Source organism: Streptomyces diacarni (assembly GCF_003323715.1).
GTDB classification, from domain to species: Bacteria; Actinomycetota; Actinomycetes; order Streptomycetales; family Streptomycetaceae; genus Streptomyces; species Streptomyces diacarni.
Map to the genome: position 1 here is coordinate 219,108 of NZ_QOIN01000028.1, position 15,311 is coordinate 234,418.

The window sequence follows — 15,311 nt, forward strand, 5'->3', positions numbered from 1 at the left end:
GCCCACCGAGGAGAGGGATTTGCTCATCTTTCTCCTGCGTGCCCAGCTCGACGGCCTCGGCCGACCGACGGAACGGCAGCGCGTCCGCATGCTCGCCCGCGGGGGCCTCGGCACCGATCTCCTCAACACCGGCGACACCGAGGCGTTCCTAGCCTGGGCAGGACGCATCAGCTCCCTACTGGGGCCGGACGGCACGGTCGTACCGGACACATTGCGTGAGCTGTACCGGAATGTCCTAGGTGACACACGTACCGGGCCAGGCTCGCTCCTGCGTCGCATGGCGGCCGACCCCGGACTCGACGCCGCGAGCGTGGTCCGGCGAAATGCTGCGGACTCCGTAAGGCGGGCCCTGAGCGGCGAGCCGCAAGCCGCCTCGGTCCGTGACATCGTGCAGACCTGGTGGCGTGATCAGGCCCCGGCCATCGGCGTCACGGTCCGCGACGACATGCGTCAGGAGGTCTTCCTACCGCTGCCCGTCCACCTTGGGGCGCTGGACGAGACCCTGACGTGGTGCGGGGAAGCGGCAGAGGCGGCCGATGCCCGCATCGACGTCGAGCTGACGGTTCAGGACGGCACACTGCATGTCTGGCTCGGCATCGACAGAGTGGACGTTCGGGCAGCGTGTGACGATTTCGCCCGTCTGCCGTCCCGCACCCTTCCGTACACCGACCGCCTGGTCGGTGACGACTACGTACTGCTGCGTCTGCACGGCGATCCAGAAACGGCACCCCCTTGTCCCTTGGCTACAGCGGGCTTGGACGCCTATGTCTCTGGGCCGCTGGACCGGCGGCGGCTCGCCGAGGAAGTGGCTTACGTGCCTGCGGAAGCAGCGGACGAGCAGCCGTACTCGTGAGCCCGCTACACGGGCGGACACCACCGGCTCCCACTCCTGGAGGACACTGCGAGAGCGCGACGTATCCCCGCGACGGCTGGAGCGTGATCGGGCGCGGGTCTGCCGCGGGCGTCTTCCTACGCGCCTTTGCTGCTCTCGAAACCAGGCAACATGTCCTGATTTCACAGATGTCGAACAAGGCTGGTGCGGTAGGCGGCCGTCTCGCGTCAGACGTGCGGGTCCACTGAGCGCAGCAGTTCGAGCAGCCCCTGCGCGGGAAGCAGTTGGTCGTCAGTAACGGGGTCGGGGCTGAAGTGCATCAGGCTGTTGCGGAAGTTACGGCACTCCTCCAGCGCCTCCAGGAAGTGCTGCTGGTCGATGCCCCACTCCAGCGCAGCCCAGTTCTCGGCCTTCTTGAGTAGATGCCCGTAGGCTCCGAAGGTCAGATTGGCCGCCGAATGCACTCGGTCGGGGCGGTTACGGACGATCGCTCTGATGCGCTCGAGAGGAATGCAGCGGTCGACAACGCGGCGCAGGCGCTGCTCGATCTCTTCCACGAGCACGAAGGGGCGCACACGTGTGCCGAACTGAACGGTCAAGTCGGAGGCGGTGATCAGGCCGCAGACCTTGTGGTCGTGATCGCGCACGAGAACATAGCCGGACTGCTGGATGACCCCGATCCAATCGAGCAGGTCGTCGGATCGGTCCGCTTCCTGGCCTCTTACCGTCGCGGCCTGCAACGCGGCCTCGGGATCGGCCATGCGAGCGCGTCCGATCGACTCCCAGCTGACGACACCGCGCAGCCGTCCGTCCGCGTCGAGGACGGGAAGCTGGCTGTAACCGCGCAACACCATCACCGTCATGGCAGTACCGAGGCTGTCCCCGACCCGTACCGACTCGGGCATGCTGTTCGCTGATTCGAGGTTGCTCACACGGTAAGCGACGGCTTCGGACTCTGAGTCCTCGTCCGGTAGATGGCTGGCCGCATGCGCGGCGCTCTGGGTAGCGGGTGAGAGACCGATACTTCCAGAAAGCCTGGTCACCGCACTCGTTCCCGACTCATCCGGCTCGGCGCCGCCGGCCAGCACCGCGATCTGGCTGTCGAGTGTGCCCTCGGTGAAGGGCGGCACAGTGACCATGCCCCGTGCCTTGAGGTCGTCGTTGATCTGCTCGATCGTCGCTGGATACCGGCGCTGGACACCCCAGACGGCCAGGAAGTCACGGATGGAAAGGGTGAGCGGCTCCTCGGAGCTGCGGCGGCGCACCTCTTCGTACAGCTTCGCGGGTTCGGTCAGAGTGGCGGCGAATCCGTCGGCGTCCGGACGCCCGGGGTCCGGCTTGCCCTCGGTGAGGTCGGCCACCCGTTCCGCCGCTCCGAACCTGCTGAGCTCAAAGATCGTCAGCAGGGAGTCCATGCTGTCCAGGAGATCGGACTGGATCGCGTGCCGGTCGATGTCGGTGGCCAGCCACTCGACCCGTCGCACATGGCGCGTCCCGTCGGGAGCCTCCGCGCGGTACTCATAGGAGCCCACGATCCGTCCGATGGCCACCCGCATGGACTTCATGGGCAGGACGATGAGATCTCCGGACTGGATCTTGTGGGCGAAGCGGTAGAGCTGCCCGGTCCAGTTTCCGACTGTGTATGGGCCTTCCTCGGGGTATGCAGCGGCCACGGCCGCCTTGATGTCGTCACGAGTCGTCGCGTCGGCCAGGTTCCCCAATCCGAGCCATCCGACGACGAGAAGCCCTTCTTGCAGGGCTGTCTGCTCCCGCTCGCCGTTCTCTCCCGCGCGCACGACCCAAGCTCGCATGCGCCCACCCCCTCCGTGCTGCTTGATTGCCGGGCCGAAACCATATAGCAGTGCCGGTGAACGGACGCACGCTCTTGGGGGATTTGAATGACCCAGCGACGCTTCCGCGCAGTGCACAGAGTCGACGGTCCCGGCGGGGCCCACCCCTTAAACTGGGCGCCATCGCGTGGGTTCGGGGGCGCGGGACGTGACGACGACGTGGGGGGTTTAAGAGCACCGATGGAGCCGCTGGACACCGAGGTCGACCCACGAGTGGTGGGGCCCTTCGAACTACTCGCCCGGCTTGGCGCCGGCGGCATGGGCGTCGCCTATCTCGCGCGCGGAATCCCCCTGGACAGCCTCTCGGGTGAGGTGGCCCTGACATACAACATGATCGATCCTGACTACTCCGCCGAGAGCGACGAGTCACGACTCCTCGTGGTCAAGATGATCCAGCCGCAGCTGCTGGAGGGGGATCCGCAGGCCCGGGAGCGGTTCGGCCGGGAGATCGACGCCGTACGAGCCGTCGCCAGCGACCGGGTGCCGGCCCTGATCGCGTATGCGGAGGATCCCGAGATCGCCGAGCCGTGGTTCGCCATGGACTACATCGCGGGGCCCTCCCTTCGCACGCTGGTGAAAGAGTCCGGTCCCCTGAAGGTCGGACCGTACGCGGCGCTCGGTCTGGCACTCGTGGACGCCCTGCACGCGATCCACGACGTCAAGCTGCTGCATCGCGACCTGAAGCCGGCCAATGTCGTCCTGGGGCCGGACGGGCCCGTGGTGCTGGACTTCGGGCTGGCGGTTCTGACGGAGCGGGCATCCACCCAGGCGCTCACTCAGACCGGTGCCCAGATGGGCACCCGCCCCTACATGCCTTTGGAACAGCTCCAGGACACCAAGCACGTCGACAGGCCCGCCGATGTGTACGCCCTCGGTGCCACGCTGTTCTTCGCTCTGACGGGGAGGCCGCCGTACCCGGTGGTGCCGCTGCCGACCGCGCCGAAGTGGGACGGCATCCAGTCGGACTTCATCCCTTTGCTCGCCCAGGTTCTCGTCCCCGCTCCGGGGCAGCGCCCCGATCTCGACGCAGTGGAGATGAGCTTGTGCAGTCTGCTCGCAGGGGCCGACCTGACCCCGAAACTCGCAGCGGAGCAACTCAGGGCACTTGTGGCGGGCGCACATCTGACGCCTGAGCTGCCCCCTGGCGCTCTCACCGGCTCCGTCGCTCCGGCGGTGCGGGAGTTGGCCCAGCAGGCGATCGACGCGGACCTGCCGGAGGTCGATGCGGACTTCTACGGGATTGTGGACACGGATGAGATCGAGCGGACAGCGGGCACTGCCGACGAGGCGGGTCCGGCCGGGGGGTACACCCCGACGCTCGTCGATCCCCAGGCGCAATCCGCCGAGCCGGAACCGGGGCCACCGCCCTCGTCTGGTCCTGTGGAAGACGAGGTCCAGCCGGCTGACAGCCCCGGCCCTGCCCCAGAGTCGGGAGACGATAACTTCGCCCCCAAGGGTCATACCGCCCAATTCCCGGGCAAACCCGACAAGCCGCGACAGTCCTCCTCCCCTCTGGACACCCTTCCTGCAGGCGCCCGAAAGGTAGCCGCGAGGTTGCGCAAAACCTATGCGCACCGCGCAGAGCTGTAGCAAGGCGCCGCTACGTCACCGGACACGGGGCCCTGTCGACTGCGGCGCCACAGCGGATGAGCGGCCAGCCAGGCAGAGATCCGGCAGGCGACACCGTGTTTCCACCACCGCGGCGCTACCCTCGACGTCGCTCCAGCATGCCGCCGCACACGATCCGAAAGGACCACACTCCATGCCCGACACAGTGCCCGGCAGCAGCCCCGTGGCCGGCCCCGCCGATCCGGCCACGGCGGCTGAGGGGCCACCGCCTGCCGGCACGGTGATCGAGGTGCGGGACGAGGAGTGGATGGTCCGCAACGCCAGGCAGGTGCGGCCAGGGGAGTGCCTGATCGAGGCGGTCGGCGCCTCCGAGCTGGTGCGCGGCCAGGAAGCCCGGTTCCTCACGCCTGCGATGGACGAGTACCGCGTTCTGCGTCCCGAGAACACCCGGCTGCTGTCCGACGACTCGCCGCACTTCCGGCGCAGCCGTCTCTTCCTGGAGGCCGTGCTGCGCAAGACGCCGCTGCCACAACAGGAACAGGGGCTGGCGCTGACCGACGGGTTCCTCCTGGACCGCATGGACTACCAGCTACGACCCGCCGAGAAGGCGCTGGCGAACCCGCTGCGGCCCCGGCTGCTGATCGGCGATGTCGTCGGCCTGGGCAAAACCCTGGAGATCGGGGTGCTGCTGGGCGAGCTGATCCGGCGGGGGCGGGGCGAACGCATCCTCGTCGTCACGCCCGCCCCCGTCCTCGAACAGTTCCAGCATGAGATGTGGACGCGCTTCTCCCTGCCCCTGGTCCGCCTCGACAGTGCGGGCATCGCCCGTATCGAGCGGAAGATCCCGGCAGGCCGCAACCCCTTCACCTACTACAAGCGCGTGATCATCTCCATGGACACGCTGAAGAACCCCCGGCGCTACCGTCCGTGGCTGGAGAACATCGAATGGGACGCCGTGGTCATCGACGAGTCCCACAACCTCATCCACCAGGGAAGCGATCGCCGCGCCCTCGCCGACCTGCTCGCTGAGAAGACGGACGCTCTCATCCTGGCCAGCGCGACCCCGCACAACGGCGACATGCCCGCGTTCACCGGCCTGATCCGCCTCCTCGACCCGATGGCGGTCAAGGACCCCCGAGAACCGAAGCGGGAGGAGCTTGCGCACCTCATGCTGCGCCGTACCAAGGTCAGCACCGAGGTGGCGGACCAGCTACGGGGGCAATGGGCGCCGCGCGGCAGCTCCCACCCCGTGCGCTGCCGGGCGAACGCCCTGGAGGAGCAGGTTTTCCGGGAACTCGCCGATCACTGGCTGAAGCGGCCGGACCGGCAGGCCGGTACGGAGGACCGTCTCTTCCCGTACGTCCTGCTCAAGTCCTTTCTGTCCTCGCACCGAGCCCTGTTCGTCACGGCCCGGGAGCGGCTGACCCGGAGCGGGCATGTGCTCCCCCAGAAGCACAAGATCAGCGACGCGCCCCCCTCCGGCGTCGAGCCGCAGACCTCCGAGGCCGCATCCCTGCTCCGTCTGCTGGAGCTGGCCCGCGCCATCGAACGGGAGGCGGCCGACGAGGACGGCGGGCTGACCGCCACCTCGAAGCTCAGCGGTCTGGTCGAGGAGCTGCGCCGCATCGGTGTGCGCGCTGGCAGCCCCACGCGCGCGGTCGTCTTCTCGGAGCGCCGGGAGACTCTCGACTGGCTGGGCGAGGTGCTCCCGCCGCTGCTCGACTGGCGGACGGAAGAGGACGCCAAGGCCGCGGTCAAGGTCCTGCACAGCACGGGAGTCTCCGACCAGGTCCAGATGGAGTACGTGGACGAGTTCGCCCGCGCGGGCGGCGATGTGCGGTTGTTGCTCACCGGCGACGGCGCCTCCGAGGGCGTGAACCTGCACCGCCAGTGCCACCACCTCATCCACTGGGACCTGCCCTGGAGCCTGATCCGGGTCGAGCAGCGCAACGGCCGTATCGACCGATACGGGCAGACCGCACCGCCCGAGTTCCGCGCTCTGATCCTTCAGTCGGCGGTCGAGGGGGCCCTGGACGACACGGACATCGCCGAGAAGGTCCTCGCGCGCGAGGAGCGGGTGCACGCGGTGCTCGGCGCCGTGGAGGCGGCGGCTAAGGAGCACGATGGCGCGCAGGAGGAGAAGCGTGTCATGGAGGCGCTGCTCACGGGGGAGGGGCCCCAGCAGGCCGTCGACGACCTGCAGAGCGTCGTGCTGGACGACGAGGGCGCCGTGGGTGAGCTGCCCCTTGCCCAGCAGCTCAACGCCGAGTTCGGAACGGAGGGCGAGTCCTACGACGACTCCGGGTTCGGCTTCGACTTCGACTTCGATGACGAGGGTGACGAGGACGGCGGCGGCGACGAGCACGAGCCGGGCTTCGACTTCGACGACACCCCTGGCACCCAGAGCGCGACGCAGACCGACCTGTCCCATGGAGTCCGGCAGTCGGAGGGTGGCCACGCCCCCGTACGTGTCGCCGACGAGCTGCGCCTGTTCACCGACCGCCGGGACTACGTGCTGACCGGCCTGGCGGAACTCGACGATCTGGAGCCCTTCCGCCTCGACCCCACCGTCAGCGGCACCGATCTGAGCTTCGACACCCCGGACGACCTTGCCGACCGGCTCGACGTCCTGCCCCGCGGTTACCTGCGCGACCACGGCATCACACGGCGGATGAAGCTCACCTTCAGCAAAGACGACGCGGCCGACTCCCTGCGGCGGGCCCGGGAGGACCCCGATTCCCCGTCGCTGTGGCCCGACGCCCACTACGTGGGCGAGCTGCACCCCGTCCTGGAATGGATCACCGACAAGGTCCTCGTCCAACTGGGCCGTCAGCAGGCGCCCGTGATCCAGGTGAGTCGCAGCGCCCACGCGGCCGGGCCCGTCTTCCTCACCCAGGGCGTGTGGTCCAACCAGTACGGCCGCCCCACACTGGTGGCCTGGCTGGCCGTCGACGAACTGGACCGGCCAGGCGCTGAACCCCGGATACGGGAGCTAACCCGGCCGCTCCTGGCAGATCTCGGTCTGGACCCGGCCATGCCGGACCACTTCGCCAAGGGCGACCCCGCCGTGCTGCAGCCGTACGTGCCGGCGGCCGTCGCCGCCACCCGTGGCGAGATGGACCGCCGCCGGACCGACGCGGAGAAATACCTCGAACGCCCGCTGCACGAGTACGAGGAGAAGGTCGGCCGCTGGCGGGCGGAGCCGCTGCCCGGCTTCAGCGGTGGACGCGAAGCGCGCGACCGTGCCGCGACGAAGCTCGAACGGGCCGCGGCCCGGCTGCGTACCGTCGGCGAACCGATGATCCGGGTGCTGGCCGTGCTGGAGCCGAGAACATGACCGCACCCCGCACCCCGCACCCCGCACCCCCACCCGGCGGACGACCGCCCCCGTCCCACCTCCGACACGAGCAGGCAGGAGCAGCCAGCGTGAAGTTCGACGCTCTGATCAACGAGGGTGAGTACTTCCCGCCGTTCTACCTGGACGAGATCCTGCCGGGACAACTCAAGAACGGCCGGCTGAAGGAGTGGTCGGCCCAGGAACGGGAGGGCAGGCCCACCCCCCGGCAGGGACTGCGGGATCTGACGGCGTCCTACCTCGATGTACGGCTCACCGTGGGCGGCGAGGCCGGGAAGTTCAACCCGCTGCCCGACGCGGCAGGCATCGCGGTGCAGCAGGCGGCGGCCGAGGTGCTCAAGGCGCACGCCGGCAGCGAGGAGCCGCCCGCCTTCCAGCCCGAGACGGCCCCCCGCGCGTACGACGACAGCGCGTACGACGACAGCGCGGAGGCCGCCTGGCGAGCTCAGCTGCACGCCTGGCACGTCCGCGTCCTGAGTGCCCTCGGTTTCACTCCCCGGTCGGGCCACCTCACCGTGCGGGGTGCGGCGGGCCCCGTCGCGGTGCCCGTGGCGCACCACGAGCCCGGCATCGCTGTGCTGACCGGCGGGTTCGCGGACAACATCGCCGACGCGCGGGGCGTGGGCAGCGCCAACCGGCTGCCCGTGCCCGTCCGGGTGTCGTCCGGCAAGACGCTCACCACCGTCACGGATCTGGCCGCCTGGCTTCTGGCGGCCGACAACGCGCCGCGGTACGCGCTGCTCCTGTTCGGCGGCGTGATGGTACTGGCCGACCGGGAGAACTACGCGCGCGGCCGTCAGCTCGCGGTCAGCCTGGAGATCGCGCTGCCGCGCAAGGGCAACAAGGGCACCTCTGCCGGCGAACTCGACGTGATCGCCGCCCTGTTCGGCACGCAGTCCCTGCGGCCCCCCGAGGACGGTGGGGAGGACGACGTCGCCCGGCTGGTGTCCGAGTCCCGCGACCACTCCGTGGGCGTCACCAGCGACCTGCGCGAAGGGCTGAAGAAGTCCGTCCAGCTCATCGCCAACGAGGTGCTGGAGCTGGCCGACCGGCAGGACGTAGGGCCCGACGATCTTCCCGAGTGGCTCCCGGGCGCCCTCGCGGAGCCCGACGCGCTCGAGAAGCTGCTCACCACCGAATCGCTGCGCTACCTCTACCGCATTCTGTTCCTCCTGTACGCGGAGGCCCGTCCCGAACTCGACATCCTCCCGATGAAGAGCGAGGAGTACGTCAAGGGATACAGCGTGGCCCGGCTGCGCGAACTCGCCGTTCAAGAACGGCTCTCCGGCGGCTCCCGGGACCGCCACCACTTCCACCACTCGCTGGCCCTGCTGTTCGAGAAGGTCTTCACCGGCCACCCGGTGGCCGACACGGTCACCTCCCGCCGGGCGGTGCGGGACGCGAACGGCCCCGCGCCGCATCCCGGGCTGACCGAGCAGGTCGAGGTGCCCGCAGACGACGGCTACGAGGGCGTACGCATCGAAGCCCTGAAGTCGCGGCTGTTCGACCCGAAGTCCATACAGCTCGTCGACCAGCAGCTCACCCACCCCGACGACACCGCACCCGACGGCACCGCACCCGCCGCAGCCCGCCGCCTGGACCTTCGGCTGCGCAACAAGGTGCTGCACCAGGTGCTGCGGAACCTGACCGTCGTCGAGGGCCGCGGCCGCGGCGGGCGCGGCGGCTTCATCTCGTACGCGAACCTCAGCATCAACCACCTGGGCGCCGTGTACGAGGGCCTGATGTCGTACTCCGGCTTCATCGCCGACGAGCCGTTGTACGAGGTGGCCAAGGGCGGCGACCCCAGCGGGGGCTCGTGGCTGGTCGGCGCCAGCCAGGTCGCCTCGCACCGCTACCAGGACGGGCCGAAGGACAGCGTGTTCGTCGGGAGGGAACTGAACCCGCAGACCAACGAACTCGTCCCGGTCCCGCACAAGGTCGGCTCCTACGTCTACCGCCTGGCCGGCCGCGACCGGCAGACCAGCGCCTCCTACTACACCCCCGAATCCCTCACCCAGGCGACAGTCGAGCAGACCCTGCGCTTCCGCCTCGACGAGAACGGCGACGTCGACCCCAAGGAGCCCGAGCACGCGAGCGTCAAAGCCGCCGACGTACTGAAATGGCGCGTGTGCGAACCGGCCCTCGGCTCCGGCGCGTTCCTCAACGAGGCCATCAACCAGCTCGCCGAGCTCTACCTGCGCCTGGCCCAGCGCGAGCGCGGCGTCGACATCGACCCCGAGGAGTACCGGCGCGAGCTACAAAAGGTGAAGGCGTACATCGCCCTCCACAACGCCTACGGCGTCGACCTCAACGAGACCGCCGTCGAACTCGCCGAGATCTCCCTGTGGCTCAACACCATGTACCGGGGCATGAAGGCCCCCTGGTACGGCCTCCACCTGCACCGCGGCAACTCCCTGATCGGCGCGTCGCGGAAGGTGTACCCCGGCAACAGCCTGAGCAAGGGCGGCTGGCTGACCGCCAAGGACCCGCAGCGCCCCCGGCACCTCCCACTCGGTGAGACGCTGCCCGGCCGCGCGGTCCACCAGTTCCTGCTGCCCGCCATGGGCTGGGGCTCGATCGGCGAGAAGGTCTCCCTGCGGACCCTGAACAAGGGCACGCCGGACGAGACACAGAAAGCCGCGGTCGACGGCAAGGTCGTCGACTGGCTGGAGCCCGAACTCGTCGAGGCCCTGCGCAAGTGGCGCTCGGCGATGAGGCGCAAGCCCAAGGGGGACCCGAAGTCCACACCGAAGAAGAAGACGGCTCCCACGCCTGAGAAGCTGGCCGAGCAGGACGCCAAGGCCGGTCAGGGCGCTTTCGATCTCGGACTGGAGATCTGGGACCAGCCGTCTCTGACGCCGGTTGCCGAGCCTGCGGTCAAGCCTGCGGCGGCCGAGGCCGACGACGACAAAGAGCCCGGCGCGGGCACCCAGACCGGGCGGCTGATCAAGCTCGCCCGGCGCGTCGAGTACCTGTGGGGCCTGGTAGCGATGCGGCTGGAGCTCTCCGAGCAGGAGATCTCCCGGCACGTGGACATCTGGGGCGCGGACGTCCCGGAAGACGGCCAGGAGACGGCCGAGGGCGGGGGAAGCCGGACGGCTCCCATGGACCGGGACGCCGTCCTCGAAGCCCTCCACCACCAGGGCACCCCGTACTGGCGGCTCAAACAGCTCATGGACGCCTGGTGCGCGCTGTGGTTCTGGCCGCTGGAGGAGATCGGACTCCTTGACGGCTCCGACGAGTTCGAGTACCGCCCGCACGGAGAAGACCTCACGGCGTTGCGGAAGGGCGACCCGAGGCGCCGGGTCGCCCTGAAGTCCCTCGCCGACTGGATCGAGTTCGCCGAAGCCGTGGTCGGGCGGGTCGACGTGGACACGGGGGAGGGGCAGCAGGTCTCGCTGCTCTCCTTCGAGGGAGTCACCAGCCTCGACGAGCTGGACGAGAAGGAGCACGAACTCGACGAGAAGATGACCGAGGCCACGGCCTGGTCCAAGCCCGCCGACCTCGGCCACACCTTCCCCTGGTACGAGACGGCGACCCGCGTCGCCAAGGACCGCGGCTTCTTCCACTGGGAGCTGGACTTCGCTCACGTCTTCGCGGAGGGCGGATTCGATGTGATGGTGGGGAACCCGCCGTGGGTCAAGCAGGAGTGGAAAGAGAGCGCCGTCCTCGCCGAGTTCGAGCCGTGGTTCGAGCTGGCGGACAAGCCGAGCAACGAGGCGTGGGACGAACGCAAGGCCGATGTCATGCAGTGGCAGGGAGTCCGCTCGACGTTCCTGCGCGAGCTGTCCGGCCACGCGGCGGCGTCCGAGTTCCTGGCGTCGGTGGACACCTATCCCGAGTTGGCGGGGACGCAGCCGGACCTGTACCGGGCGTTCATGCTGATGAGCTGGCGGGCCATTGGAGAGCGGGGGACGGCGGGGCTGATTCATCCCTCGACGCATTTGACGGGGGCGAAGGAAGGGGCGCTGCGTGGCGCGGCCTACCGGCACCTGCGTTTCCACGCGGACTTCACCAACGAACTGCTCATCTTCGCCAACCCGGTCGGGAACAGCAGCCATTTCAGCGTCAACGTGTATGGCCAGGACGACGAGATCTGTTTCCAGCACATGAGTTGGCTTCTGCATCCAAGCGTGCTGGTCAAATCGGTGCGCCACGATGGCAAAGGTCCAGTACCGGGCGTGAAGGACGACGGCAAGTGGGACTTGCGCCCGCATCAGAAGCGCATCATCACCGTGAACGAGGCGCGTCTTGCCGAGTGGCGTGCATTGGCGGGCGAGGAGAATCCGCCGCCGGTCACCCGAGCCAAGCTCCTGTACCCCGTGACACAGGACGAGGAGTCCGCTGTTGCCTCGCTGGCTAGATGGCCACACCGGCTTGCGGAATTCGCTCCGCGAATTAGCCCGGGTTTCCACGAGAAGAATGACCGCACCGCTGGCTACTTCACCTGGACCCCCGGGCCTGTGAACACCTGGCACGATGTCATCCTCCAAGGTCCCTTCATCCATATCGCTACGCCGTACCACAAGCAGCCCCCCGAGGGCGGCTCCAAGAGCATGCGGGACTACGAGTCCTGGGATCACCTGGACCTTGCCTTGGACGAGGTGCCGCGTACGAATTATCGGCGCTCCACAGCCTGTTCAGCAGACGATTACTATGCGGCTCTCGCCGGACGCACCTGGATCGACACCGAACTGCTCGACGAACTGCGGAATGACGGGCAAGTGGCTGACGTACTCCAGGAGCTCGCTGAGGACGAGGCTGAACAACGGGCCATGCTCAGGAGCTGGGCCAGCCGCCCATACTCTCGCTTTTACCGTCTGGCCTGGCGCCGACAGATCGCCTCGAACACTGAGCGTAGCCTCTTCGCAGCCCTGATCCCGCCCGGACCCGCACACGTGCACATGATGCACAGCGCGGCGCTGGCCACCAGCCGAGAGACCGCGATGACGGCTGGTTTCTGGGCAGCGTTGCCGCTGGACTACTTCCTGCGCGCCACCGGTCGTGGTGACCTCCAGGTGGGGGAGGCCCAAGTGATGCCCGCCCCCACACCAGACCACCCCCTGGAAGGTGCCCTCCTCCTCCGAACCCTTCGCCTCAACTGCCAGACCAACGCCTACGCCCGCCTCTGGGAAGAGCTCTACGACCCCGCCTGGCAGCAGGACACTTGGGCTGTGTCCGTCGTCTGGCCGGATGACACGTCCACGGTCTGGCCGAAGAACACGCCGCCACTCGCCCAAGGGGTAGGCCCCACCTGGACCCGCGACACCCCCCTACGCACGGAGTTCGCCCGGCGCGCGGCCCTCGTGGAGATTGACGCCCTCGTCGCTGTCTGGCTCGGCATCAGCGCTGATGAGCTGGTGGCGATGTACAACGCCAGGTTCCCCGTGCTCCAGCAGTACGAGGAGAACATGTGGTTCGACGCGACAGGCCGCCGCATCGCGAAGGCCCACCAGCAGCACGGGTACGGCCAGCCCAAGGACGCCTGGAAGGAGCTGAGCGCACCAGTGGGGTTCCCTGAGGAGTACAAGGTCCCCACCGGCTACACCGGTCCTCTCTACCGGGCCCACCGCAGGGACGAGATGCGCGCGGCACACGCGGAGTTCACACGGCGCCTGCGCGCGGCCGGTTGGGAACCCGGCGACACGAAGCGCCCGCATACGGCCGGACGCTGACCGATCCCACGCACACGAGAGCCCTGCCGTCCGACAGGAACCGGCAGGGCTCTCGCGAGCGTACGGGCGTCAGAGGCCCCGAACCGACGAGGCCGAGCCGACGAAGCCCGCCCACGCCTCGCGTGACACCGTGAGGACGGGCCCGGCCACGTCCTTGGAGTCCCGGATGTGCACGGCGGCCGACTCGGCGGCGACCTCCACACAATCGCCTCCCTCGGCTCCGCTGTAGCTACTTTTGAACCAAGTGAGGCCAGAGGTGGCGGCCGAGGACTCAGTGTTGTTCATAGCGCTCCCAGATACCCTTCGACGAGCTCTAGCGACTCTCGCGTGGGGAGAGCCTGCGATCGGATGATCCCATAGCGCGCTGCGGCGAGAGCCGTCTGCTCCGGGTCGGTTTGAAGAGCGCCGGTTCCTTGTGCCTCTGTGTACACGAACTGCTTGCCGTCCTTACGTGTGACGATGGTGAACGGTCCGTCCAAGCCCGCGTTTTCCTCACGGTCGAGCGGCATGACTTGGATCGCCACGTTGCGCTTTTCGCCGGCCAACAGCAGGTGCTCCAACTGGCCCCGCAGCACGCCCTTCCCGCCGTAAGGTCGCCGCAACACCGACTCGTCCATCACGAAGCTCAACAAGGGCGCTGGCCAGCGGTCGAAAATCTCCTGTCGGGCCAACCGCGCCGTTACTCGCTGTTCGATGGTCTCCTGGTCCAAGACCGGACGCCGCATGGCGAGCAACGCCCTCATGTACTCCTCGGTCTGAAGTAGGCCCTTGAACACAAGGGTGTCGTACGACAGCAGCTCAATGGCCTCCTTCTCCAGCGCCGCCATCCCCTGGAAGAACACCGGGTACTGGGCCCGTTCCACCTCCTCCTTCCACGCGACGAGCAGCCCGTCCGCCCCTGCCACCTCGTCCGCCTTGTCGATGGTCCGGGGTGAGGGAATCCGCCGTCCCTGCTCGAACGACGCGACCGTCGAGGCCGAGTACCCGATGCGGCGCCCGAACTCCTCGCGGTCGAGCCCCGCCCGGATGCGCAGCGTCTTCATGTTCTTGCCGAAGGCGGCGACCACGCCCCGCCCGGCTTCGCCCTCGGGGCGCCCGGTTCCGCCTTCGTCGCTCTCCCAGCCGTCCCCGAGGTGGACGACCACTCCGCCGTCACCGCTGTCCGGAGCGGCTTGAGCCCCCGCCGTACTCGCTCGCTCTGTCGTCGATTCCGTCATCGATCCATCGCCTCCCCGGACCAACGTGCCGCGCCCGTCGACCGTCACGCCGCGCGCCTCGTACCTGTGCCCCCACCGCGCGTACAGCCGGTCGCGTCAGTGCGTCACCACTGGTCACGCTACGCCGCCAACGGGACGGTGGTCGGTATGACGAGCAACCCCGCACGCCACAGCGGCACCGTTCAACTCACGGGCACCGCGCACCGCTTGAGCACCGCTCTCGGTCCCTCCGACCCATCGTTCGCGATGCGCTTCACCTCGACACCCCGTGGCGCGCGGCTCGCCCGCCGGCTGGCAGCCGTCCGGCTGGACGCGTGGGGGATTCCATACGGGACGACGCCGCACGACGCGGTGGTGCTGATCGTCGACGAGCTGGCGACGAACGCCGTCGTCCACGGCCGGGTGCCCGGCCGCGACTTCGAGTTCCGCCTGCACCTGGCGGCGCGGGCGGTGACCGTTCGCGTCGAGGTCGGTGACACCCGTGGGGAGCGGGTCCCGCCCCGGCCGGGCGCTGTACGGTCGGCGGGCCTGGCGGAGTCCGGCCGGGGGCTCGTCCTGGTGGAGCGACTGGCCGCCCGCTGGGGCTGGCATCCACGAGCTGAAGGACCCGGGAAGACGGTCTGGGCCGAGTACGCGCTCCCGCACTGGGTCACGGAGACGCAAGAAGGCGGCACGGAACGCGCGCGGGGCACAGCCGCGCCGGCGGGCGCGGAGGCCCCCGCGGGCGCGGAGGGCGGTGCCGTTGGCGATCTGTAGGTCTCCGGGTCGCTTGTCGGTGGCCGGTCGTAGAGTGGAGCCTGATCACGTGGGGTT

General features: G+C 68.8%; 8 protein-coding genes. 5 read left to right on the plus strand and 3 right to left on the minus strand.

The window, feature by feature from the left end:
- Nucleotides 1–19 precede the first annotated feature (19 nt).
- Nucleotides 20–853, plus strand: coding sequence for a hypothetical protein (locus tag DTL70_RS33415; RefSeq protein ID WP_181860773.1), 834 nt, complete (start codon nucleotides 20–22; stop codon nucleotides 851–853).
- 206 nt (nucleotides 854–1,059) lie between these two features.
- Here the strand turns inward: DTL70_RS33415 and DTL70_RS04350 are convergent, their stop codons facing one another.
- Complete coding sequence (locus DTL70_RS04350) at nucleotides 1,060–2,643, minus strand: CBS domain-containing anti-phage protein (protein WP_114020481.1); 1,584 nt, start codon at nucleotides 2,641–2,643, stop codon at nucleotides 1,060–1,062.
- A 219-nt stretch (nucleotides 2,644–2,862) separates the two neighbouring features.
- Between DTL70_RS04350 and DTL70_RS04355 the strand changes: the two genes are divergently transcribed.
- The 3 genes from DTL70_RS04355 to DTL70_RS04365 all read left to right on the plus strand — a co-directional run bounded on the left by DTL70_RS04355 (nucleotide 2,863) and on the right by DTL70_RS04365 (nucleotide 13,281).
- Entirely contained in the window at nucleotides 2,863–4,272 is a 1,410-nt protein-coding gene (locus tag DTL70_RS04355) for a serine/threonine-protein kinase (RefSeq protein ID WP_181860774.1), read from the plus strand.
- A gap of 172 nt (nucleotides 4,273–4,444) precedes the next feature.
- Nucleotides 4,445–7,588, plus strand: a complete 3,144-nt coding sequence (locus DTL70_RS04360; protein ID WP_181860775.1) for a DEAD/DEAH box helicase — start codon at nucleotides 4,445–4,447, stop codon at nucleotides 7,586–7,588.
- Between the two features lie 89 nt (nucleotides 7,589–7,677).
- Nucleotides 7,678–13,281 carry an Eco57I restriction-modification methylase domain-containing protein gene (locus DTL70_RS04365; protein ID WP_114020484.1) on the plus strand — a complete coding sequence of 1,868 codons (5,604 nt, stop codon included), beginning with the start codon at nucleotides 7,678–7,680 and terminating at the stop codon, nucleotides 13,279–13,281.
- 69 nt (nucleotides 13,282–13,350) lie between these two features.
- On the opposite strand, the gene DTL70_RS04370 is transcribed toward DTL70_RS04365, so the two are convergent.
- Both DTL70_RS04370 and DTL70_RS04375 read right to left on the minus strand, forming a co-directional pair.
- A complete protein-coding gene (locus DTL70_RS04370; protein ID WP_114020485.1) occupies nucleotides 13,351–13,566 on the minus strand; it encodes a DUF397 domain-containing protein in 216 nt (71 codons plus the stop codon).
- Entirely contained in the window at nucleotides 13,563–14,498 is a 936-nt protein-coding gene (locus DTL70_RS04375) for a helix-turn-helix domain-containing protein (RefSeq protein WP_114020486.1), read from the minus strand. The genes DTL70_RS04370 and DTL70_RS04375 overlap by 4 nt, the downstream gene beginning before the upstream one ends.
- Nucleotides 14,499–14,645: 147 nt before the next feature.
- On the opposite strand from DTL70_RS04375, the gene DTL70_RS04380 reads away from it, so the two are divergent.
- On the plus strand, nucleotides 14,646–15,254 hold the full coding sequence (locus DTL70_RS04380; RefSeq protein ID WP_181860776.1) for an ATP-binding protein: 609 nt from the start codon (nucleotides 14,646–14,648) through the stop codon (nucleotides 15,252–15,254).
- Nucleotides 15,255–15,311 lie beyond the last annotated feature (57 nt).

What these genes read in the sequence shown, in the direction of transcription:
- DTL70_RS04360 (WP_181860775.1), top strand. Translation starts at nt 4,445, where the DNA reads ATGCCCGACACAGTGCCCGGCAGCAGCCCCGTGGCCGGCCCCGCCGAT.
- DTL70_RS04355 (WP_181860774.1), top strand. Translation starts at nt 2,863, where the DNA reads ATGGAGCCGCTGGACACCGAGGTCGACCCACGAGTGGTGGGGCCCTTC.
- DTL70_RS04380 (WP_181860776.1), top strand. Translation starts at nt 14,646, where the DNA reads ATGACGAGCAACCCCGCACGCCACAGCGGCACCGTTCAACTCACGGGC.
- DTL70_RS04375 (WP_114020486.1), bottom strand. Translation starts at nt 14,498, where the DNA reads ATGACGGAATCGACGACAGAGCGAGCGAGTACGGCGGGGGCTCAAGCC.
- DTL70_RS04370 (WP_114020485.1), bottom strand. Translation starts at nt 13,566, where the DNA reads ATGAACAACACTGAGTCCTCGGCCGCCACCTCTGGCCTCACTTGGTTC.
- DTL70_RS04350 (WP_114020481.1), bottom strand. Translation starts at nt 2,643, where the DNA reads ATGCGAGCTTGGGTCGTGCGCGCGGGAGAGAACGGCGAGCGGGAGCAG.